This is a genomic window from Streptomyces sp. NPDC058145, from assembly GCF_042884245.1.
Lineage (GTDB): Bacteria > Actinomycetota > Actinomycetes > Streptomycetales > Streptomycetaceae > Streptomyces.
Map to the genome: position 1 here is coordinate 1 of NZ_JBHVUH010000038.1, position 20,230 is coordinate 20,230.

The window sequence follows — 20,230 nt, forward strand, 5'->3', positions numbered from 1 at the left end:
CCCTTCTGTGTTTGTTTTTTTTGTGGGGGGGGTTTTTTTTTTTTTTCTCGCGGGGGGGGGGGGGGGGCGGGGGGCCCGGGGCCCCGCCGCCCCCTGCCACGGTCCCTTACGCCCCGTCAGCCGAAGAACACCCCGACCTCGTCGTAGAGCTTCGGGTCCACGGTCTTCAGCTTGGCCGTGGCCTCGGCGATCGGGACGCGCACGATGTCGGTGCCGCGCAGGGCGACCATCTTGCCGAAGTCGCCGTCGCGCACGCAGTCGATGGCGTGCAGGCCGAAGCGGGTGGCGAGCCAGCGGTCGAAGGCGCTGGGGGTGCCGCCGCGCTGGATGTGCCCCAGCACGGTCGTGCGGGCCTCCTTGCCGGTGCGCTTCTCGATCTCCTTGGCCAGCCACTCGCCGACCCCGGACAGCCGGACGTGCCCGAAGGAGTCCTGTGACTCGTCCTTGAGGACCATCTGGCCGTCCTTGGGCATGGCGCCCTCGGCGACGACGACGATCGGGGCGTACGAGGCCTTGAAGCGGGAGGTGATCCAGGCGCACACCTGGTCGAGGTCGAAGCGCTGCTCGGGGATGAGGATCACGTTGGCGCCGCCGGCCAGCCCGGAGTGCAGGGCGATCCAGCCGGCGTGACGGCCCATCACCTCGCAGACAAGGACCCGCATGTGGGACTCGGCGGTGGTGTGCAGTCGGTCGATGGCCTCGGTGGCGATGCCGACCGCGGTGTCGAAGCCGAAGGTGTAGTCGGTGGCGGACAGGTCGTTGTCGATGGTCTTCGGCACGCCGACGCAGGGCACGCCGTACTCGTCGGAGAGGCGGGCGGCGACGCCGAGGGTGTCCTCGCCGCCGATCGCGATGAGCGCCTCGACCTCCTGCTTGCCCAGGTTCTCCTTGATCCGGCGGATGCCGCCCTCCACCTTGAGGGGGTTGGTCCGCGAGGAGCCGAGCACGGTTCCCCCGCGGGGCAGGATGCCGCGCACCGCGGGGATGTCGAGGCGGACCGTGTAGTTCTCGAGCGGACCGCGCCAGCCGTCCCGGAAGCCGACGAAGTCGTATCCGTACTCCTGCACGCCCTTGCGCACGACTCCCCGGATGACGGCGTTGAGCCCGGGGCAGTCACCGCCTCCGGTCAGTACTCCCACCCGCATGCCACACGTCCCTTCACCGCGGTTACCTGACGCTCACTCACGGTAAGGGTGATGCGTGTCACGCGGCGAGAGGCGGGGAGGGCGATTCCGGTGAATTGTCAGGAGACCGCTTGACCAGCCGGATTCACTCCTCGTCGAGGCCACGCTCGATCGCGTACCGCACCAGCTCGACCCTGTTGTGCAGTTGGAGCTTGCCGAGGGTGTTCTGGACGTGGTTCTGGACGGTGCGGTGGGAGATGACGAGGCGTTCGGCGATCTGCTTGTAGCTCAGGCCCTTGGCGACCAGCCGCAGCACCTCGGTCTCCCGCTCGGTCAGCCTGGGCGCCCCTGGGGTGTCCGTGTCCGGGGCGGGCGCGGGCTCGGCGGCCAGGCGCCGGTACTCGCCGAGGACCAGTCCGGCCAGGCCCGGGGTGAACACCGGGTCGCCTACGGCGGTACGGCGCACCGCGTCCAGCAGTTCCCCGGTGGAGGCCGACTTCAGCAGGTAGCCCGTCGCGCCGGACTTCACCGCCTCCAGCACGTCGGCGTGCTCGCCACTGGCGGAGAGCACCAGGACGCGCAGCGCGGGGTTGTGGGCCACCAGCTCCTTGCACACCGTCACACCGGGCTTGGCGGGCAGGTTGAGGTCCAGCACGAGGACGTCCGGGGCCACGGCCTTGGCACGGCGGACCGCCTGCTCGCCGTCGCCGGCGGTGGCGACCACCTCGAAGCCGGACTCGGCGAGGTCCCGGGCGACCGCGTCGCGCCACATGGGGTGGTCGTCGACCACCATGACCCTGATCGGGTCCTGCTGCTGCGTCATCGCTTCTCCGCCTTCCCCCGCGCCCTCGCGGCGCCCTTCGGTACCTTCAACTCGACCTCCGTGCCCTGTCCGGGCACCGAGATCAGCTCGGCGCTGCCGCCGAGGTCGCGCAGCCGGCCGCGGATCGACTGGGCCACGCCCAGCCGGCCCTCACCCTCGGCCTGGGCCAGCCGGCCCTTGGGGATGCCGGGGCCGTCGTCCCGCACGGTCACGACGATCTCGTCCGGCTCGTCCTCGACCAGGATCCAGGCACGGGCCTCGGCTCCGGCGTGCTCGCGCACGTTGTCCAGGGCCGCTCCGACCGCCGCCGCCAGCTCCCGCGCGGCCGGCCGCGGCAGTTCGACCGGGGCGCCGGGCTCGGCGAGGCTGGTCCGGGCACCCGCGTGGCGGGCGAGCAGGGTGCGCAGGTCGACCGGGCCGGCCGGTTCGTCGTCGTACGGCTCGTCGACGGCGCGTACGACGGCTCCGGCGGCGGCGTCCTCCGAGACCCGGGACACCGGCAGCAGACCGCCGGCGACCAGCGTGCGCAGCGCCACTTCCTGCTCGCCGGCCAGCCGCCCCAGTTCGGCGGCCTCGCCGCCGATGACCGCGCCGCGCCGCTGCACCATCGCCAGCACCTGGAGCACGCCGTCGTGGATGTCCCGGGCCAGCCGCTCGCGCTCCCGGGTCGCCGCCTCGATCTCCAGGGCGCGGGCGAGGGTGCGTTCGGAGGCGCGGGCGACCTCGACGACGTAGCCGATGGCGATGGAGGCGACCCAGACCAGGATCACGTTGTGCACGGTGTCCCGGGCCGGGCTGCCGCGCTCCACCAGGTTGACGGCGGCGACGGCCGTGGAGGCCACGGCCGCCCAGCGCCAGCCGCCCTTGATGGCGAAGGCCAGCACCGCGCCGGCGGTCCATATCGACGGCAGGGTCGGGCCGCCGCCCGCGATCCGCTCGTGGTTGTCGGCGAGCGGGGTGAGCAGGATGCCGGTGAGCGCGACGGTCAGGTCGGCGGCCAGGAAGCCCCTGGTGCAACTCGCCGCGTTCGCCACCCTGGGCAGGGTGGCGAGGGTCCACACGACCAGGACCGCGTAGTACCCGACGGCGACCCAGGGGCGCATGAAGTGGTCGTACGCGGTGGCGCACAGGCCGATGGCGTACAGCATCGTGAGCACCCGGTAGCCGGCGAGCGCGCGCCACAGCGGCAGTTCGACCGACATCCTCATGACCCGCTCGCGCCTGGGCATGGCCCCGCCCCCCGATCCCCCGGTTCCCCGCTAGCTCCCGGTCTGCTTCTTCTCGGCCTTCTCGGCCTCCTTGGCCGCCTTCGCCGCGTCCGCGATCTGCCGCTTGGCGGCGGTCGCGTAGATGTCGACGTACTCCTGGCCGGAGAGCTTCATGATCTCGTACATGACCTCGTCGGTCACCGCGCGCAGCACGAACCGGTCGTGCTCCATGCCGTGGTAGCGGCTGAAGTCCAGGGGCTTGCCGATACGGATGCCCGGGCGCATCAGCTTGGGCATCACCTGGCCGGGCGGCTGGATCTTCTCGGTGTCGATCATCGCGACCGGGATGACCGGCGCGCCGCTGGCGAGCGCCACGCGCGCGAGGCCGCCGGGCTTGCCCCGGTACAGCCGGCCGTCGGGCGAGCGGGTGCCCTCGGGGTAGATGCCGAACAGCTCTCCGCGTTCCAGCACCTCTATGCCGCTCTTGATCGCCGCCTCGCCGGCGCCGCGCGCCCCGGAGCGGTCCACCGGGAGCTGTCCGACGCCCTTGAAGAAGGCCGCGGTGAGGCGGCCCTTGACGCCGGGGGTGGTGAAGTACTCGGCCTTCGCGATGAAGGTGACCTTGCGGTCGAGCATCACGGGCAGGAAGAACGAGTCCGAGAACGAGAGGTGATTGCTCGCCAGGATGGCGGCGCCCTCGGGCGGAATGTTCTCCAGGCCCTCCACCCAGGGTCTGAAGGCGACCTTCAGTGGCCCTCCGATGGCGACCTTCATCGTGCCGTACAACACCCGCGTGCCTCCTGTTTCCGTCGGTCAGACCATAACCCGGAGTGCCGCCAATGGGCCCGACGACCCTGGTCGGTGTCGGTGCGGTCGCGTACGGTGAACCACATCCGCCAGTTCTTCACGCCTTTCTCAGGAACAGGAGCCCGAAAGGTGCCGGTTCTTCCCGGAGCCGAGCCGTACCGCCACGAGGGCGGGGAGGTGGGTGTCCTCCTCTGTCACGGCTTCACCGGCTCGCCCCAGTCGCTGCGCCCCTGGGCGGAGCACCACGCGGCACGCGGTCTGACCGTGTCGCTGCCGCTGCTGCCCGGGCACGGCACCCGCTGGGAGGACCTGCAGGTCACGGGCTGGCAGGACTGGTACGCGGAGGTGGATCGCGAGCTGCGGCTGCTGGCCGGCCGCTGCTCACGGGTGTTCGTCGGCGGCCTCTCCATGGGCGGGGCGCTGGCGCTGCGGCTAGCCGCGAAGCACGGTGACGACGTCGCGGGCGTGGTGGTCGTCAACCCGGTGAACCGGGTGCACGGGCTGTCGGCGTACGCCCTGCCGGTGGCCCGGCACCTGGCGCGCACGACGAAGGGCATCGCCGGTGACATCGCCAAGGAAGGCGCCATGGAGCTGGGTTACGACCGGGTGCCGCTGCACGCGGCGCACTCCCTGCGGGGGTTCCTGCGCCGGCTGGACGGCGAGCTGCCCCAGGTGACCCAGCCGTTGCTGCTGCTGCGCAGCGCCCACGACCGTGTGGTCCCGGGGGCCGACTCGGCGCGCGTGCTGAGCCGGGTGTCCTCCAGGGACGTCACGGAGACCGTGCTGGAACAGAGCCGCCATGTGGCGACGTTGGACTACGACGCGGACCGGATCTTCGAGGAGAGCCTCGCCTTCATCGGCCGGCTCGCACCCATGACCGGCAAGGAAGGGACGGCCGCAGTTGGCTGAGCACGACTCCGACCGCGGGGACCGCGAGCCGGACGAGAAGGGGGTCCCCATCGACGAGGAGGCCGCCTGGCAGGCGATCGTCGCGGGCTACGGCACCGAGCCGCCGGACCCGCCGGGCAGCCGGCCCTACAAGCCGGTCGAGGATCTCGCGCTGCTCGAGAAGGAGCCCCCCGGCGAGGACGCCGAAGGACCCGGAGAGCCGCGGTCCGACCCGCCGCTGGGCAGCTCGGTCTCGTTCGCGCCCGGGGTGGGGCCGCGCGACTACCGCGTGGCAGAGCCCTCCGAGGACGACCTCGGCGAGGACGACGAGGGCCACTTCGTGCCGCCGGAGCCGCCGCCGCTGCCGACCGCGGACACGACCGCCAGGTTCGCCTGGCTGGGAGTCGTCGGCGGGCCGGTCCTGCTGCTGCTGGCCGTCCTGCTCGGCTGGGAGATGACCTGGTATCTGGCGACCCTGGGCATCGGCGGATTCCTCGGCGGCTTCGTGACGCTGGTGACGCGGATGCGGACGGACGAGGACGGGGACGACCCGGGGCGCGGGGCCGTGGTCTGACCCGCTGACCGCGCTACGACGCCGGGATCCTGAGGGCGGCCAGGACCGGGAGGTGGTCCGTGGCCCTCCTCAGGTCGGCGTCGTTCACGCCCGGCAGGCCCAGGGGCACCCCGCAGCCGAGGACCTCGATGCCTTCGGTGGCGAAGACGGCGTCGATGCGCTGGTGGGGGTCGGCGGCGGTGGAGGTGAACTCGCCGCCCCAGGGGCTGACGGCCCGGCAGTCCTGGAGGGCGTCGGCGAGGTGGCGGAAGGTGCGGCCGTCGGGGCGTTCGTTGAGATCACCGCCCGCCACGGCGTGCTCCACGCCCAGCGCGGCGAGGCGGTCCAGGAGCATCCCGCCCTGCTCGTGCCGCTCGTCCCGCCGCAAGCTCAGGTGGCAGCTCAGGACGCCGAGGCGGGCGCCGCCGAACCGTACGACGGCCGTGGCGAAACCGCGCCGGTGCAGTCCCGGGGTGAGCGGCAGGAGCACGTCCTCCGTGCGCTCGATCGTGGCCCGCAGCGAGCACAGGATCGCGGGACCCGCCGCCGTCGCGCCCCCGGTGAGGACGATCCGGCCGGTGGCCGCCGCGAGCCGGGCCAGCTTCTTGCGCCAGCGGAAGAAGCGCGGGGCTTCCTGGACGAGGACCAGGTCGGGGGCGCAGGCGGTGATCACCCGGGCGAGCGCGTCGGTGTCGTCGCGCAGCGAGCGGACGTTGTAGGCGAGGACCCGGATGACGGCGGAACCGTCCGGTTCGGTGCGGGAGTTGGGAAGCGTCGGGGTTGCCATGACGATCAACATACGACGATGCCCGCCGTCCCGGGACCGGACTCGGCGGGCACTGCCGTACGGGCTCGCTACATGATCGGGTCGGGCTCGCGGGCCAGGTCGGCCGCGCCCACCAGGCCCGCCTCGTTGCCGAGCTGGGCGGCGATCACATCGGCGACCGGACGCCAGTTGCCGCCCACCAGCCAGCGCTTGTAGGACTTGCGGATCGGGTCCAGGACCAGGTCGCCCTCGTCGGAGAGGCCGCCGCCGACGATGAAGGCGGAGGGGTCGAAGAGGGAGGCGAGGTCGGCGAGGCCGGCGCCGGCCCAGCGGGCCAGCTCGCGGTAGGAGTCCACGGCGACCGGGTCGCCCTGGCGGGCGGCCATGGAGATGTGCTTGCCCTCGATGCCGTCGGGGGTGCCGTCTCCGAGGGAGAGCAGCACCTCGGCGCGCTCGGGGGTGGCGTTGGCGCGCTGCGTGGCGTAGCGCACCAGGGCGCGGCCGGAGGCGTACTGCTCCCAGCAGCCCTGCGAGCCGCAGCCGCACAGCAGGCCGTCCGGCACCATCCGGATGTGGCCGAACTCGGCCGCCACGCCGAAGTGGCCGCGGCGCAGCTTGTTGCCGATGATGATGCCGCCGCCGAGGCCGGTGCCGAGGGTGATGCAGATGACGTTGCGGTGGCCCTTGCCGGCGCCGAACTTGTACTCGCCCCAGGCGGCGGCGTTGGCGTCGTTCTCGACCACGACGGGGAGGCCCACGCGGGCCTCGACCTTCTCCTTGAGCGGCTCGTTGCGCCAGTCGATGTTGGGCGCGAAGTAGACCGTCGAGCGCTGCCGGTTCACGTAACCGGCCGCACCGATGCCCACGCCGACGATCTCGTGCCCGGCGCGCGCACCCTCCACCGCCGAGGCGATGGCGTCCACGATGGCCTCGGGCGTGGTGGGGGTCGGCACCTTGAAGGTCGAGAGGATGTTGCCTTCCTCGTCGACCACGCCGGCCGCGATCTTGGTGCCGCCGATGTCGACGCCGATGGTGAGTCCCATGAATCCCTCAGTTCGGTCGAGCCCCGCTACGGCCAACCGTACCCGAGGCCCTGCCGTGGGAGGGCTTCAGTCCAGGTCGATGCGCTCCCCCGGACCGCCGTCCTCGCCCCGGCCGGGGCCGTCGGGCCACTCGTCCTTCGGGCCGGCCGAGCCGGTGGTCCAGCGGCGTTCCTGGTTCTGGACGGCCGACCGGTAGGCGGCCAGCAGTTCGTTGCCCGCCGCGGCGAGGTGGTCGAACACGTCCGGGTTGCGCTCGAGGACGGGCTCCACGGCGGCCTTCGCCTGCTGGACGACCTGCCGCACCGCCTGCTGGGCGGCGGGTCCGGCGAGGCCCCCGAGGAGCGGGGACTGCAGACCGGACAGTTTGTCGGCCACGGTGTCCACGAGTCTGCGCAGCTCCTCGGCGGCGGAGCCCGGGGGCGGGCCCTGCTCGGAGTGGCGGCGGGCCTTCTCGGCGGCGAGGTCCTCGGCGCAGGCCGTGGACCAGGCGTCGGCGTCGGTCGCCCCCTCCTCGTGGACCTCCGCGGCGGGGTCGGGTGCGGGGCGCTCTTCGCTCATGGCGGACTCCTGACTACGGTTCGCCCTTACGACGTTACCCGAACGGCCTACCCGGTTCACCGTCCCGCCGCGGGCCACAGCCCGGGGTCGGGGGCGAACCGGACGCGCAGCTCGCTCTCGCGCAGCCCGGCGCCGGCGACGGTGCAGCGGCGCAGGGCGGAGGGCAGTGGAACGATCCGCCGGAAGGGGCCCGCGGTCACCACGAGTTCGTCGCCGCGCCGGATCAGGTCCAGGTCGTCGCGTACGGCGCCGGGCAGCGGGATGTGCCAGACCAGCACCCCGTCGGTGGCGAGGGCGTCGGTGACGGGCCACTCGACCGGGGCGGGCGCCGGGTTGACGCCGGGCACGGCGAGGGCGTCGAGGTCGTCGGCGCCGTGCGGGTCGCGGCCGAGGTGCGGCACGGGGTGGACGTCGTGCTCCGTCTGCCATTCGGCGAGCGTCTTGCGCTGCTGGGCGAGGAGTCCGGCGAGCCAGCTGTCGGGCATGGTGTCGGGCAGCACGCGGTTGGCGACCACGGTCTCGGTGCGCAGGCCGCGCAGGGCGAGGCCGAGGCCGGCGGTGCGCACGGCGTCGGCGCCGGCCGGGCCGGGTTCGGCGACCAGGCGTACGGAGGTGCGCCGGTCGGTGAGCACCGCCTCCACGGCGGCCAGTTCCATGTCCCAGCGGGCCGCCGTCTCGTACAGCCACTCGGCGGGCATGGGGACGCCGGCCAGCCGGCCGAGGACCGGGCGCAGGGCGCGGGCCGCCTGCCGCTCGGGCGGGAGCAGCCGGCGCAGGTAGCGGCGCAGTTCCTCGGGGAGGGCGAGCAGGGGCAGGGCCTGCGGGAGGGGCGGGAGGTCGACGACGAGGAGGTCGTAGCGCTCGGAGAGGGCGGCGTCCCTCAGGGCCCGCAGGAAGGAGAGTTCCTGGGCGCCGGGGAGTGGGGTGACCTCCTCGGCGTCCAGCCGGGCGGCGCCGAGGAGGTCCAGGACGTTCGTGGCGCGGGACTGGAAGGCGGTGAGGTCCTGCCGGAAGCGGTCGGCCGCGTCGGGGCGCCAGACGGTGAGGTTCTCGGCGGCCTCGGTGGGGGCCGGTCCTGTTCCGGTGCCCAGCGCCGCGCCGAGGGTGTCGGTGTGATCGGCGCCGAGCAGGAGGGTGCGGGTGCCGGCGGCCGCGGCGCGCTGTGCGGTGGCGGCGGCGATGGTCGTACGGCCGCTGCCGCCCGGGCCCGTGATCAGGAGGGTGCGCATGAGGGTGAACGGTAACGGAGTGCGCGGCGGGTGGTTGCCGGTGCTGCCGCTGGGCGGTGTCCGCGCACCCGGTGACGCGGATGGCGAAGGCGAGTCGCGCGGCGCGGCGCTGACGGGGTGCCTCCCCCCACTCTCGGCTTCGCCCGAGCGGGGACCCCCACCGCCCAGCCGCGGCGCCGCGGCTGGGCGACTGCCCGCGGGCTGCGGTGGCCGCGGCGGTGCGACTTCGGCCGCGGGCTGCTGGAAGCGGTCCTAGTGGTCCGACTCCACGCGCTTCTTCAGGCCTGCGAGGGCGCGGTCGATGATGACCTTCTCGGCCTTGCGCTTGATCATGCCGAGCATGGGGATCTTGACGTCGACGGTGAGCAGGTAGGTCACCTCGGTGGCGCCCTGCCCGGCCGACTTCAGGAGGTAGGAACCGTCCAGGGAACGCAGCATCTGGGACTTCACCAGCGTCCAGGAGACCTCGTGCTCCCCGGACCAGGTGTACGCCAGCGTCTGGTCGTCCTTGATGGCGCCGGCGTCCATGACGAGGCGGACCTGCTCGGCGCGGCCCCGCTCGTCGGTCGCGAGCACCTCGGCCTCCTTGACCTCGCCGGTCCAGTCCGGATAGCGGGTGAAGTCGGCGATCACCGCCATGACGTCGGCCGGAGCCGCCTCGATCGTGATGCTCGAACTGGTGTGTTCCGCCATCGCCGTGGCTCCTCCAGATACGGACCGAAGAGACTCTCGCCGTGCGCGGGCCGCGCACGTGTGTGCAGCGTGAAGGCTACCGCGCCCCCGACCTGCCGCCTTCACCCCGTCCGCATCGGCGCTCCGATCACCATTCCAGCGCCCACGGCCGGCCCGTGCCCGCGAAGTGCCCGACGTTCACGCACTCGGTCGCGCCGATCCGCATCCGGCGCACCAGCGGCTGGTGGACGTGCCCGAACAGGGCGAAGCGCGGTCTGGTGCGGCGGATGGCGTCCAGCAGCGCCCGGCTCCCCCGTTCGAAACGGCGCGCGACCGTGTCGTAGACCAGCTCCGGCACCTCCGGGGGGATGTGGGTGCACAGCACGTCGACCTCGCCGACCGCCTCGATCTTCGCCGCGTACTCCTCGTCGTCGATCTCGTACGGCGTCCGCATCGGCGTCCTCAGTCCGCCGCCGACGAAGCCGAAGGTACGGCCGCCGATCTCCACCCGCTCGCCGTCCAGCACCGTGGTGCCGGGCCGGGCGTACTCCCGCCACAGGGGCGGCATGTCGACATTGCCGTAGGTGGCGTACGTCGGCGTCGGGAACGCGGCGAACAGCTCGGCGTACTGCTTGCGCACCGCACGCTCGATCGCTGCGGCCCGGTCGGCGCCGATCCCGGCCCACAGCCGGGCACCGAAGGCACGTGCCTCCTCGAACCGGCGGGCGGTGCGCAGCTCGACGATCCGGTCCGCGTTCTCCTCGCCGAACAGGTCGGGGAAGATCCCGCGCGAGTGGTCGGCGTAGTCGAGGAAGAGGACGAGGTCGCCGAGGCAGATCAGGGCGTCCGCACCCTCGCCGGCCCGGGCGAGGTCACGGGCGTTGCCGTGCACGTCGCTGACCACGTGGACACGTGTCCTTCGGCTGCCGGCCGGTGTGGGTGCCATGGCGATCAAGCGTAGGTGGCGCGCGGCCCCTGTGAACAGTGGCGGTCCGGCCTGCGGTTACTCGCCGGTCGGTTGTGCCGTGGACTACTGTGCGCGAAGGAACGCCAACCTGTGTGACGCAGCGAACATCTCACCGGGACCCCCTGTCGTAGAAGCCATACCGGCGGGTAACGTCCGGGCCGTCCAGTCGTGCTCTGGATTTCAACATGTGAATCCGCATGTGGTTTCCGGAGCACTCCCGAGCCTTGGACCGCACCGTCGCATCACACAGAGTCGTGGCGCCGGCGCCCTATGAGGAGCAGCAGTCTTGCGCGAGTTCAGCCTTCCGGCTTTGTACGAGGTCCCTGCCGACGGCAACCTGACCGACATCGTCCGCAGAAACGCCGCGCAGCATCCCGACGTCGCCGTCATCGCCCGCAAGGTGGGCGGTGTCTGGCAGGACGTGACGGCTACGCGATTCCTCGCCGAGGTGCACACCGCCGCCAAGGGCCTCATCGCCGCGGGTGTCCAGCCGGGCGACCGGGTGGGGCTGATGTCCCGCACCCGGTACGAGTGGACGCTGATGGACTTCGCGATCTGGAGCGCCGGCGCGGTGACCGTGCCGGTGTACGAGACCAGTTCGCCCGAGCAGGTGCAGTGGATCCTGTCCGACTCGGGCGCGACCGCCTGTGTCGTGGAGCTGGACAACCACGTGGAGGCGGTGGAGTCGGTGCGGGCCTCGCTGCCCGCGCTGAAGCACGTCTGGCAGATCGAGGCCGGTGGCCTGGAGGAGCTGGCGCGGCTCGGCCAGGGTGTCGCGGACGCGACCGTGGAGGAGCGCGGCTCGCTCGCCCGGGCCGACGACCCGGCGACGATCGTCTACACCTCCGGTACGACGGGCCGCCCCAAGGGCTGTGTGCTCACCCACCGCAGCTTCTTCGCCGAGTGCGGCAACATCGTCGAGCGGCTGCGTCCGCTGTTCCGCACCGGCGAGTGCTCGGTGCTGCTCTTCCTGCCCCTCGCGCACGTCTTCGGCCGGCTGGTGCAGATCGCCCCGATGATGGCGCCGATCAAGCTGGGCTGCGTCCCGGACATCAAGAACCTCACCGACGAACTGGCCGCGTTCCGGCCGACCCTGGTCCTCGGTGTGCCGCGCGTCTTCGAGAAGGTCTACAACACGGCCCGCGCCAAGGCGCAGGCGGACGGCAAGGGCGCGATCTTCGACAAGGCGGCTGACACCGCGATCGCCTACAGCAAGGCGCTGGACGCTCCGTCGGGCCCCGCCCTCGGCCTGAAGATCAAGCACAAGGTCTTCGACCGGCTGGTCTACAGCAAGCTGCGCGCGGTCCTCGGCGGCCGGGGCGAGTACGCGATCTCCGGCGGTGCCCCGCTGGGCGAGCGGCTCGGCCACTTCTTCCGGGGCATCGGCTTCACGGTGCTGGAGGGCTACGGCCTGACCGAGTCCTGCGCGGCCACCGCGTTCAACCCGTGGGACCGGCAGAAGATCGGCACGGTCGGCCAGCCGCTGCCCGGCTCGGTGGTCCGGATAGCGGACGACGGCGAGGTGCTGCTGCACGGCGAGCACCTGTTCAAGGAGTACTGGAACAACCCGGGCGCGACCGCCGAGGCGCTGGCGGACGGCTGGTTCCACACCGGTGACATAGGCACCCTCGACGAGGACGGCTATCTGCGGATCACCGGCCGCAAGAAGGAGATCATCGTCACGGCGGGCGGCAAGAACGTGGCCCCGGCCGTGATCGAGGACCGGATCCGGGCGCACGCGCTGGTCGCCGAGTGCATGGTGGTGGGCGACGGGCGGCCGTTCGTCGGCGCGCTGGTCACCATCGACGACGAGTTCCTGGGCCGCTGGGCCGAGGAGCACGGCAAGCCGGCGGGCTGCACCGCGGCGTCGCTGCGCGAGGACCCGGACCTGCGGGCGGCGGTCCAGGCGGCGATCGACGACGGCAACGCCGCGGTGTCGAAGGCCGAATCGGTGCGCAAGTTCCGCATTCTGCCCTCCCAGTTCACGGAGGAGTCGGGCCACCTCACCCCGTCGCTGAAGCTCAAGCGGAACGTGGTGGCGAAGGACTACGCGAACGAGATCGAGGCGATCTACGCGAAGTAGGCCGCCTGCTGAAAGCACGTCACGGCGCGGGTCCTCGGCGAGGACCCGCGCCGGCGTCGTCATGCGCCGTCGCGCGCCGCCGTGCGTCCGTCTAGAGCAGGGCTTTGAGCTTCTCCGCCAGCAGGTCCCAGCGCCACTTCTCCTCGACCCACTGGCGGCCGCGCTCGCCCATCCGGCGGCGCAGCCCGGCGTCGCCCAGCAGGGCGGTGATCCGCTCGGCCGCCTCGGCCGGCTCGCCGCCCCGGACGACCCAGCCGGTCTCGCCGTCCAGCACCGCGTCCGGCGCGCCGCCCGAGTCGCCGGCGACGACCGGCAGCCCGGTGGCGGAGGCCTCCAGGTAGACGATGCCGAGGCCCTCGACGTCCAGTCCGCCGCGCCGGGTGCGGCACGGCATGGCGAAGACGTCGCCGGCGCCGTAGTGCGCGGGCAGCTCGGACCAGGGCACGGCGCCGGTGAACCGGACCGAGGCCTCGACGCCGGTCTCCCGGGCCAGCCGGCGCAGGTCCCGCTCGTAGGGCCCGCCGCCGACGATCAGCAGCACGGCGTCCGGCTCGGCGGCCAGGATCCTGGGCATGGCCCGGATGAGGGTGTCCTGGCCCTTGCGCGGCACCAGCCGGGAGACGCAGACCACCACCGGTCGCTCGGTGAGCCCGAGCCGCGCCCGCACCTCGTCGCCGCCCGAGTCCGGGTGGAAGGTCTTCTCGTCGACCCCGGGCGGAAGCTGCGTCATGCGCCGGGCCGCGTCCTCGGTGAGGGCGGTGGCGATCCGGGAGCGGGTGTACTCGCCGAGGTAGGTGAGGGTGTCCGTGGACTCACCGATCCGGCGCAGCAGTTGCCGGGCGGCGGGCAGCTGGGCCCAGCCGGCCTCGTGCCCATGGGTGGTCGCCACCAGCCGCTCGGCGCCCGCCTTCCTCAGGGCCGGTGCCATCAGACCGAGCGGCGCCGCCGCCCCGAACCACACCGAGGTGCAGCCGTGCTCCCGCAGCAGTCCGGTCGCCCGCCGGGTCGCCGCGGGCGTCGGCAGCAGCATGGTCGTACGGTCGCGTACGACGGTGAAGGGCTGCTCGTCGTCGAAGGCGGCCGTGGCCCGGGCGCCCTCCTGGCCGCGCTTCCAGGTGGAGGCGTAGACGACGAGCCGCTCGGGGTCCAGCCGGAGTGCCATGTTGTGCAGGAAGGCCTGGATGCCGCCCGGCCGGGGCGGGAAGTCGTTGGTCACGATGAGGGTCTTGTGCATCGCCGCCGACCCTACCGCGCGCCTGTGGCGGGCCGGGGCGGCCGGACCCGCCTCCGCGGCACCCTCGGCCGCGCCGCACGGACCGTACACGGCGGGCCGGGGAATCATGGTTCCCTGGCCATGAACGGCGGACGGACAGGAGCGCGGGTGAAGAGGACGGGCGGGTGGCCGACGGCGCTGCCGTGGACCTGGTGCGCCACCCGGCTGGCGCTGCTGCTCCTGGTCTTCCGGGTGGTCTCCCTCCCCGGCGCGGACGTCACCACCGATGTGTCGGTGATCTATCAGAGCTGGTCCGAGGTGCTGCGTCAGGGCACGTTCCCGCTCAACGACGTGACCTGGCAGTACCCGCCCGCGGCCGCGCTGGCGATCCTCTCCCCCGCCCTGCTGCCGTTCCTCGGCTACGCGCCCGCCTTCTTCGTCCTGAGCTGCCTCGCCGACCTGGTCGTGTTCGGGCTGCTGGCGTACGCGGGCCGGCGACCGGAGCGGTCGTCGCGCGGCGCGTGGATCTGGGTGGCGGGTCTGCCGCTGCTCGGCCCGACGGCGTACGCCCGCTACGACCTGATGGTGACCGCGGTGGCCGTGGCGGCCCTGCTCGCGGGGACCCGGTATCCCCGGGTGATGGGCGCGCTGGCGGCCTTCGGGGCGCTGCTGAAGGTGTGGCCCGCCCTGCTGCTGGTGGGCGCCACACGGCTGCGGGCGTGGCTCTCGGCGGCGGTGACCGCGGGCGGGATCGCGGCGCTGTTCGCGGTGGCCACGCCGGGCGCCTTCGCCTTCCTGGCCTTCCAGCGGGACCGGGGCACCGAGGTGGAGTCGCTGGGCGGCCTGGTCCTCCATGTGGCCCGGCGCTTCGGCTGGCCGGGGGAGGTGGTACTGAACTACGGCTCGGTGGAGTTCCTCGGCCCGTACGTCGGAGTGGTCGACAAGGCCGCGGTGGCGCTGACCGCCGGCGCCGTCAGCTGGCTGCTGCTGTGGCGGCTGCGGGCGACCCGGTTCGAGCCGCACACGCTCGCGGACGCGGCCTTCACCGCGGTGCTGCTCCTCACCGTAACCAGCCGGGTGATCAGCCCGCAGTACCTGGTGTGGCTGATCGGCCTGGCCGCCGTCTGCGGGTGCTTCCGGGCGAGCCGCGCGGGCCGGCCCGCCGCCCTGGTCCTGGCGGCCGCCTTCGTCACGCTGCTGGAGTTCCCCATCGGCTTCGTGCACGTCATCGTGAGCGACACCTACGGCGTCGCCCTGCTCCTCCTGCGCAACGCCCTCCTCCTCACCGCCGCCCTCACGGCGGCCCGCACCCTGTGGCGCACCACCGTCCCGGCGGCCACCGCGCCCCCGCCACCGCCCCGGACGCCCCGGACGAAGGAAGCCTCGACCTCCCCCTGACCACCGGGCCGGTCCCAGGCCCCACGACGGCCCACAGGCACGCGCCCCGGTCGCGGTGGCCGTCTCAGGCGGCCCGGGCGAAGGAGGCTTCGGCCTGTTTCCGGCGCCGGGGCCACCGCAGCAGTACCGCCATGGCCGCGCACTGCACGGTCATGGCGATCGCCAGGGCCAGGCAGATGCCGGGCAGGCCCAGGCCGGACAGGGCGTGCGCCAGGGGCAGTTGGACGGCGGTGCCGAGCAGGGTGACCCGGAACAGGGCCGGGGCTCCCCCGCTGCCCTCGAAAGCCCCGCCGAGCGCGATGAAGCAGGCCATCAGCAGCAGGTACGGGCCGACGCAGCGCAGGAAGAGCACGCCGTGACGGGCGACCTCGGGTTCGGCTCCGAAGGCGGCCATGATCCAAGGAGCGGTGGCGGCGAACACGACGGCGGCGCCGAAGCCCAGCCCGCCGGACACCAGCACCGCCTGCCGGCCGATCTCCCGGCGCGAGTCCCGGCCGGCGCCCCGGGTGTGCGCGGTGTGGATCGCGGCGGCCTGTCGTACCGAGTAGAAGGCCATGGTGGCTACGTACATGACCTTGTACGCGATCGAGTACGCGGCCACCGCCGTGACCCCGAGCCGTGCCACGATCGCCACCAGCACCAGCGCCCCGCCCTGCCGCACGGTGAAGTCGGCGGACATGGGCAGGCCGGTGACGAGAGTGCGGCGCAGGGCGGCCGGCACCGACTGGGCCGGGCGGGTCCGGGCCGCCGTGCGCAGCAGGGCGTTGCGGCCGAGCGCGCGCAGGCCCACGGCCAGAGCGGCGCAGCGGCACAGCACCGTGGAGGCGGCGGCGCCCCGGACGCCGTAGAGGTGGATCAGCGGCGGGTCGCAGACGAGGATCAGCCCGTTGGCGAGCAGGGCCAGCCGCATCGGGGTGCGGGTGTCGCCGGCGCCCTTGAGGATGCCGTCGACGAGTTGCTGGGCGAAGAAGACGGCCATGCCGGGCAGGGACAGCGCGAAGTAGGCGGTGGCGAGACGCAGGGCCGCTCCCTCGGCTCCGCCGAGCACCAGGCGGGCCAGCGGCTCGCGCAGCAGCAGCCCGCCCACCACGACCACCGGCGTGATGAGCCCGCACAGCGCCCAGCCACCGCGGACGGCGGCCCGTACGGCCCCCGGATCGCGGGCGCCCCTGGCGTGGGCGACCAGCACCGTCGTACCGGAGGCGAAGATCAGCGCGACGCCGAGCAGCAGGTTCTCGGTGTTGGTGGCGACGGCCACGGCGGCCACGGCGGCGCCCCCGAGCCGGGAGACCCAGACGGTATTGATGATGCCCGAGGCCACCGAGGCGAGCAGGGAGAAGTAGACGGGGCGGGCGAGCGAGACGAGTTGTGCGCGGTGGGCGTTCACGAGGACCCCCTCTTATCGAGCTACATCGAAACGAGGTAGCTCGATAAGAGGTAACATGGTCTCCACGGTCACTGCAAGGAGGAGTCCGCGTGCTGGAGCTGTCGATCCTGGGCTTCCTCGCCGAGGAACCCCTGCACGGCTACGACCTGAAGGAGCGCATCAAGGCGCTGAGCGGCCATGTCCGCCCGGTCAGCGACGGCGCCCTGTACCCGGCCATCAACCGGCTCGTCGCCGCCGGCCTGCTCGACCAGCGCACCGAGGAAGGCGCGAGCGCCGCCCCGCGCCGGATGCTGTCCCTGACCGGGACGGGGCGCGCCGAGCTGCTGGAGCGGCTGCGCCGGCCCAAGCAGGCCGAGATCACCGACCACGTCCGCTTCAACACGGTCCTGGCCTTCCTGCGGCACCTGCCCGACCCGGCCGAACAGGCCGCGGTGCTGCGCCGCCGCCTGGAGTTCCTCGAGACCCCGGCGAGCTTCTTCTACCGGGACGGCGAGCCGGTGCGCGCGGAGGACAGCGGGGACCTGTTCCGGCAGGGCATGCTGCGGGTCGCCCGGGCCACCGGCGAGGCGGAGCGCGCGTGGCTGCGCGAGGCCATCGAGGTGCTCGCTCAGCCCAGCTGATCGCGCACGTAGTCGCGCCACTGGGCGGTGAACGCCTTCGGGGTGGTGCCGAGGGTCTTGCGCAGGGCCTCGTCGAGGGCTCCGGCGCGCTTGTCGTGGGCGCCGACGGCGCGGTAGAAGGCGTCGAGGCGGCTCTCGTTCCAGTGGGCGGCGATCATCCGGCAGGCCAGCCAGCCGCCCTCGTAGGCCTGTGCGAGGCGGTCGGGGTCACCGCTGAAGGCGAAGTCCCCGTCGGTGGGCAGGGCCGCCGGCACCTTGCCGTCCCGGACCGCGCGGGTCAGTTCCGGTGCGGCCTCGGACGGTGTGCGGCCGGTGCCGAGGTAGCCGATCCAGTCGGCGTACCCCTCGGACAGCCAGAGCGGGGTGGCGGCGGTGGTGTGCGCCCGGGTGGCCACATGGGTGGTCTCGTGGGTGAGCACCACCTGCTTGCCGGTCTCGCCCAGCACCGCGTACGCCTCCGGGTTGACCACCACCCGGTCCGCCGGCGTGCTCCCCGGGCTCCCCGCCTCGCCGGTGGTGACCGCGGCGATGCCCCGGTAGCCCGAGGCGGGCGAGCCGAGCAGTCCGGCCATGCCCGCGAGGCTCCGCGGGACCAGGACGACGAGCCGCCGGGTCCAGGCCGTCCCCCACGCCGCGGAGACGGCCGGTACGGCGCGGTCGGCGAGCCGGGCGTAGCGGCGCAGCTCGGCGGCGCCCTGGCCGGTCCCCAGGACCAGGCTGTGCGCGCCCCGGACGGCGGTGACCGGACCCTGGTCCCACAACTGCTGCCCGGACTTCCCGGCGGGCCGGTCACCGGTGACGTACCACCGGCCGCCGTCGGTGCGGCGCAGGGTGAGGGTGCGGCGGACGCTGACCGGCGCCCTGTCGTAGCCGGCGACCCGGTAGCGCAGCTCGGCGTCGGCGGTGGCGCCGGGGCCGCCGCGGTGCAGGGCCGTCACCCGGTACGCCCAGGAGGCCAGGGGCAGGGCACGCAGCCGGACGTAGGCGGTGCGGGTGCCGGTCGCGCCGAAGGCCGTCTCGTCGTGCCCGAGCAGGGCCGCCGACCGCCGGTCGAGGACCCGCTGCACCTCAGCGGTGACCGGATCGGCCGCGGCCCGCCCGCCGCATCCGGCCAGGGGCGGCAGGAGCAGCAGGCAGAGCCCCGCCGCCGCGGCGCGCCACGTCCGCCGCGCCCGTCCACGAACAGTCACCCGCCGATCGTACGGCGCGTGGTCCGAGGTCAGGGACGGGTGACGGAGGAGATCGGCATCATCCCGACCGGGTCGTAGCGCACCGGCGCGCCCGGGTGGGGCGCGTGGATCACCCGGCCGTTGCCGACGTACATCCCCACGTGGCTGGCGTCGGAGCGGTAGACGACCAGGTCGCCGGGGCGCGCCTGGGACAGCGGGACCTGCCGGCCGGCGTGCCGCTGGTCCTGGGAGGTGCGCGGCAGATGGACGCCGGCCTGGGCGTACGACCACTGCATCAGCCCCGAGCAGTCGAAGCCGGACGGTCCGCTGGCACCCCACACGTAGGGGCGGCCGAGGGCGGACCGGGCGGCGGCGACGGCGGCCGCGGCGCGGGCGTCGTGGGCGACGGCGCCGGCCAGTTCCGGCAGTCCGGGCAGATCGGCACGGCCCCCGCGGGAGGCGCGGTCGTAGGCGGCGCGTTCGCCGGCGGGCAGGGAGTTGAGCAGTTGCCGGGCCCGGGCGAGCTTGCGCTCCACGATCCGCTTGTGGGTGTCGACGGCCATGCGGCCGCGCTCCAGCTCGGCGAGCTTCCCGGCGGCCTCGGCCCGTTCCTGGGCGAGTCGCCGCATCTCCACGCGCAACTCCCGGAGCTGTCCGGCCTGCTGGACGCCGATGCGGTCGAGGGTGGCGGCCCTGGCGAGGTAGTCGTCCGGGTCGTCGGACAGGATCAGGGCGACGGCCGGGTCGAGGCCGCCGGAGCGGTACTGGGCGCCGGCCAGTGAACCCAGCCGCTCCCGCATGGTGTTGACGCGCTGCTGGCGGCGCGCGATGTGCTCCTGCGCGTCCCGGACCTCGCGGCGCAGCGCGTCGGCCCGCTCGTCGGCCTTGTCGTAGGCCTGGGTCGCCTTCTCGGCCTCCTCGTAGAGGCGGTCCACCTCGGCGCGGGTGTTCCGGTGCGGCGCCGCGTCGGCCGGTACGGCCCCCAGGGCGGCGGCCGCCGCCGACAACGCGCACAGGGCGGCCGAGGCGCCCCGGTCGAACCCGGACGGTGCGAGACGGCGATGGGAACCCACGGCAGTCCTTCTGCTGGCGGACAGGAACGGCCTCCCCGGCGCGGAGGACGGGGAGACCCCCGCGCCGGGGAAACGCGGCAGACAGTAACCCTGCGGAAGGACGGCGACCAAAGGCCGTCAACGCCCCCACAACCACCGCACCCCGCCGCTGACGCAGGTCAGGGCGGGGCGGGGAGTCAGTCGCGGTACTCGGGATTCGCCCGATCGGGCGCCCCGGAGCAGGCGTGGGACGGGGTCAGACGCGGACGCCGAACTGGAACGGCATGTTGCCGATCGCCTCGTAGCGGACCACGGCGCCGGTGTGCGGGGCGTGCAGCACCTGGCCGTTGCCGGCGTAGAGGCCGACGTGGTGCAGGTCGCCGTAGAAGAACACCAGGTCGCCGACCTGGAGCTGGCTCTGCGACAGATGGGCGCCGTAGTTCGCCTGGGCCTCGGAGGTGCGCGGTATGGAGACGCCGGCCTGGGCGTAGGCCCAGGAGGTCAGGCCCGAGCAGTCGAAGGAGGACGGACCGGAGGCACCGTAGACGTACGGCGTGCCTATCTTGCTCTGCGCGGCGGAGAAGGCCGCGGCGGCCCGGCCGGAGGCGGAGGAGTCGTTGCCGAGGTCCACCCGGTCGCTGGAGGAGCGGTTGGCGCGCTGCTGCTCGGC

Annotated in this window: 20 protein-coding genes; 5 read left to right on the forward strand and 15 right to left on the reverse strand. The window is 73.4% G+C overall.

Annotation, left to right across the window (positions count from 1 at the left end):
* Window positions 1-116 precede the first annotated feature (116 nt).
* From ACFVVO_RS38415 to ACFVVO_RS38430, 4 genes are all read right to left on the reverse strand, one after another.
* Complete coding sequence (locus ACFVVO_RS38415; protein WP_390061461.1) at window positions 117-1,145, reverse strand: 6-phosphofructokinase; 1,029 nt, start codon at window positions 1,143-1,145, stop codon at window positions 117-119.
* A gap of 124 nt (window positions 1,146-1,269) precedes the next feature.
* Window positions 1,270-1,947: a response regulator gene (locus ACFVVO_RS38420; RefSeq protein WP_390061463.1), complete on the reverse strand. Its 678-nt coding sequence runs from the start codon at window positions 1,945-1,947 to the stop codon at window positions 1,270-1,272.
* The gene (macS, locus tag ACFVVO_RS38425; RefSeq protein WP_390061465.1) at window positions 1,944-3,176 is read right to left on the reverse strand and encodes a MacS family sensor histidine kinase; all 1,233 of its coding nucleotides are present in this window, start codon (window positions 3,174-3,176) and stop codon (window positions 1,944-1,946) included. Before macS ends, ACFVVO_RS38420 begins: the two co-directional genes overlap by 4 nt.
* 30 nt (window positions 3,177-3,206) lie before the next feature.
* Window positions 3,207-3,944: a lysophospholipid acyltransferase family protein gene (locus ACFVVO_RS38430; RefSeq protein WP_390061467.1), complete on the reverse strand. Its 738-nt coding sequence runs from the start codon at window positions 3,942-3,944 to the stop codon at window positions 3,207-3,209.
* Window positions 3,945-4,091: 147 nt separating this feature from the next.
* On the opposite strand from ACFVVO_RS38430, the gene ACFVVO_RS38435 reads away from it, so the two are divergent.
* Both ACFVVO_RS38435 and ACFVVO_RS38440 read left to right on the forward strand, forming a co-directional pair.
* A complete protein-coding gene (locus tag ACFVVO_RS38435; RefSeq protein WP_390061469.1) occupies window positions 4,092-4,871 on the forward strand; it encodes an alpha/beta hydrolase in 780 nt (259 codons plus the stop codon).
* Window positions 4,864-5,424: a hypothetical protein gene (locus ACFVVO_RS38440; RefSeq protein ID WP_390061471.1), complete on the forward strand. Its 561-nt coding sequence runs from the start codon at window positions 4,864-4,866 to the stop codon at window positions 5,422-5,424. The genes ACFVVO_RS38435 and ACFVVO_RS38440 overlap by 8 nt, the downstream gene beginning before the upstream one ends.
* 13 nt (window positions 5,425-5,437) lie before the next feature.
* Here ACFVVO_RS38440 and ACFVVO_RS38445 read toward each other — a convergent pair whose 3' ends face one another.
* The 6 genes from ACFVVO_RS38445 to ACFVVO_RS38470 all read right to left on the reverse strand — a co-directional run bounded on the left by ACFVVO_RS38445 (window position 5,438) and on the right by ACFVVO_RS38470 (window position 10,617).
* Complete coding sequence (locus tag ACFVVO_RS38445) at window positions 5,438-6,190, reverse strand: endonuclease/exonuclease/phosphatase family protein (RefSeq protein ID WP_390061473.1); 753 nt, start codon at window positions 6,188-6,190, stop codon at window positions 5,438-5,440.
* Window positions 6,191-6,258: 68 nt separating this feature from the next.
* Window positions 6,259-7,212, reverse strand: a complete 954-nt coding sequence (locus ACFVVO_RS38450) for an ROK family glucokinase (RefSeq protein WP_390061475.1) — start codon at window positions 7,210-7,212, stop codon at window positions 6,259-6,261.
* Window positions 7,213-7,278: 66 nt separating this feature from the next.
* Window positions 7,279-7,770, reverse strand: coding sequence for a DUF5304 domain-containing protein (locus ACFVVO_RS38455; RefSeq protein WP_390061476.1), 492 nt, complete (start codon window positions 7,768-7,770; stop codon window positions 7,279-7,281).
* 56 nt (window positions 7,771-7,826) lie between these two features.
* Window positions 7,827-8,999, reverse strand: a complete 1,173-nt coding sequence (locus tag ACFVVO_RS38460) for an ArsA family ATPase (RefSeq protein ID WP_390061478.1) — start codon at window positions 8,997-8,999, stop codon at window positions 7,827-7,829.
* Between the two features lie 252 nt (window positions 9,000-9,251).
* Window positions 9,252-9,692 (reverse strand): SRPBCC family protein, encoded by a 441-nt coding sequence (locus tag ACFVVO_RS38465; RefSeq protein ID WP_390061480.1) that lies wholly within the window; start codon window positions 9,690-9,692, stop codon window positions 9,252-9,254.
* A 127-nt stretch (window positions 9,693-9,819) separates the two neighbouring features.
* Entirely contained in the window at window positions 9,820-10,617 is a 798-nt protein-coding gene (locus ACFVVO_RS38470; protein WP_390061482.1) for a metallophosphoesterase, read from the reverse strand.
* Between the two features lie 307 nt (window positions 10,618-10,924).
* Here ACFVVO_RS38470 and ACFVVO_RS38475 point away from each other — a divergent pair, with 307 nt between their 5' ends.
* Entirely contained in the window at window positions 10,925-12,721 is a 1,797-nt protein-coding gene (locus ACFVVO_RS38475) for an AMP-dependent synthetase/ligase (protein WP_390061483.1), read from the forward strand.
* 91 nt (window positions 12,722-12,812) lie between these two features.
* On the opposite strand, the gene ACFVVO_RS38480 is transcribed toward ACFVVO_RS38475, so the two are convergent.
* Window positions 12,813-13,955 carry a glycosyltransferase family 4 protein gene (locus ACFVVO_RS38480; RefSeq protein ID WP_390061485.1) on the reverse strand — a complete coding sequence of 381 codons (1,143 nt, stop codon included), beginning with the start codon at window positions 13,953-13,955 and terminating at the stop codon, window positions 12,813-12,815.
* Between the two features lie 120 nt (window positions 13,956-14,075).
* Here ACFVVO_RS38480 and ACFVVO_RS38485 point away from each other — a divergent pair, with 120 nt between their 5' ends.
* Entirely contained in the window at window positions 14,076-15,332 is a 1,257-nt protein-coding gene (locus ACFVVO_RS38485) for a glycosyltransferase 87 family protein (protein WP_390061487.1), read from the forward strand.
* A gap of 64 nt (window positions 15,333-15,396) precedes the next feature.
* On the opposite strand, the gene ACFVVO_RS38490 is transcribed toward ACFVVO_RS38485, so the two are convergent.
* Window positions 15,397-16,719 carry an MATE family efflux transporter gene (locus ACFVVO_RS38490; RefSeq protein ID WP_390061489.1) on the reverse strand — a complete coding sequence of 441 codons (1,323 nt, stop codon included), beginning with the start codon at window positions 16,717-16,719 and terminating at the stop codon, window positions 15,397-15,399.
* Window positions 16,720-16,808: 89 nt separating this feature from the next.
* Here ACFVVO_RS38490 and ACFVVO_RS38495 point away from each other — a divergent pair, with 89 nt between their 5' ends.
* The gene (locus tag ACFVVO_RS38495; protein ID WP_390061491.1) at window positions 16,809-17,339 is read left to right on the forward strand and encodes a PadR family transcriptional regulator; all 531 of its coding nucleotides are present in this window, start codon (window positions 16,809-16,811) and stop codon (window positions 17,337-17,339) included.
* Here the strand turns inward: ACFVVO_RS38495 and ACFVVO_RS38500 are convergent.
* The 3 genes from ACFVVO_RS38500 to ACFVVO_RS38510 form a co-directional block, all read right to left on the reverse strand.
* Window positions 17,327-18,529: a hypothetical protein gene (locus ACFVVO_RS38500; protein ID WP_390061493.1), complete on the reverse strand. Its 1,203-nt coding sequence runs from the start codon at window positions 18,527-18,529 to the stop codon at window positions 17,327-17,329. The two genes, ACFVVO_RS38495 and ACFVVO_RS38500, sit on opposite strands and share 13 nt — an antisense overlap.
* Before the next feature lie 29 nt (window positions 18,530-18,558).
* On the reverse strand, window positions 18,559-19,581 hold the full coding sequence (locus ACFVVO_RS38505) for an NlpC/P60 family protein (protein ID WP_390061495.1): 1,023 nt from the start codon (window positions 19,579-19,581) through the stop codon (window positions 18,559-18,561).
* Window positions 19,582-19,816: 235 nt separating this feature from the next.
* Window positions 19,817-20,230 (reverse strand): C40 family peptidase (locus ACFVVO_RS38510; RefSeq protein ID WP_390061497.1); only part of this gene is annotated, 414 nt, incomplete at its 5' end.